Source organism: Microseira wollei NIES-4236, assembly GCF_020521235.1.
In the GTDB taxonomy this organism is placed as follows: domain Bacteria; phylum Cyanobacteriota; class Cyanobacteriia; order Cyanobacteriales; family Aerosakkonemataceae; genus Microseira; species Microseira wollei.
Genome location: NZ_BLAY01000445.1, coordinates 1 through 1,336 on the forward strand (window position 1 = coordinate 1; position 1,336 = coordinate 1,336).

At 47.3% G+C, this 1,336-nt stretch carries 1 protein-coding gene; it reads right to left on the reverse strand.

Annotated features, from left to right (window positions below; all coding sequences use genetic code 11):
- On the reverse strand, window positions 1-1,334 hold a 1,334-nt coding region (locus tag MiSe_RS49130), incomplete at its 3' end, for an ATP-binding protein (RefSeq protein ID WP_444980650.1).
- Window positions 1,335-1,336 lie beyond the last annotated feature (2 nt).

The following is a 1,336-nucleotide window of genomic DNA, read 5'->3' on the forward strand; positions in this document are numbered from 1 at the left end:
AGTAAATATCCCGCACTCGCTTCGCTCATCAATAACTTCAGCAAGTTCAGGGAAGCCGAATCTGCCCATTGCAAGTCATCCAAAAACATTACCAAGGGATGTTCTTTTGTGGTGAACACCTGGATGAATTTTTGCAAGAGTAAGTTGAAGCGATTTTGCGCCGCACTACCGGATAATTCTGAGACGGGGGGCTGTTGCCCAATAATCCGTTCTAATTCGGGAATCACATCCACAATTACCTGTCCGTTTTCGCCCACAGCGGCAAGAATTTTGGCTTTCCATGCCGCCAATTGGACATCGCTTTCACTTAACAATTGCCCCATCAAGTCACGAAACGCTTGGACAAAAGCAGAGAAGGGAATATTCCGCTGGAACTGATCGTACTTGCCTTTGATGAAGTAGCCCCGTTGCCGAACGATCGGTTTATGGACTTCATTGATGACCGCTGTTTTACCAATCCCGGAAAATCCGGCTACTAGCATTAGCTCGGTGTCGCCTTGGGAAACTCGTTGAAAAGCATCTAACAACGCTTGTACTTCCGTTTCCCGACCGTAGAGTTTTTCGGGAATAATGAAGCGATCGCACACATCCCGCTGACCAATTTCAAATGGCTCAATAGTGCCTGTTTCCTTTAATTGATTCAGACAAATCTCTACATCGTGTTTTAACCCCAATGCACTCTGGTAACGCTCTTCGGCATTCTTCGCCATCAGTTTCGCCACGATTTGAGCAAGAGCTTCTGGAATGTTGAATTGGGTCAGAGAAGGCGGTTGTTTGGCGATGTGGCAATGCACCAACTCCATCGGGTCATCGGACTGGTAGGGCAATTGTCCGGCTAATAATTCAAATAACGTCACCCCCAAGGCGTAGAAATCACTGCGGTAGTCAATTCCCCGATTCATCCGTCCGGTTTGTTCTGGGGAAATATAGGCCAGCGTGCCTTCGAGTCGATTGGGGTTTTTGATTTCTGGCGTTTCTTTGGGCAATAGTGAAGCGATGGAAAAGTCAATTAACTTAACTTGTTTTGTCTCTGGATGGATGAGAATGTTGGCGGGTTTAATATCTTTATGAATGACGCGACAGGCGTGCAAGTTGTGCAGGATGTCAGCCACTTGCAGGGCAATTTCCCACACTTCTGCGAGGGAAAGTGACTGGTTGCGAACATAGTCTCGCAGGGAAACACCGCCAAAGTCTTCCATCACCAGCGCGTAGCTGTTGCGGTACGGTTCTAAACTGTAGGGACGAATAATTCCAGGAATGTCGAGGTTTTTGGCGAGGGTGTATTGATTGCGAAACTGTAACAGATCGTGGAAGGTAGGATATTCTTGTTGCAGCA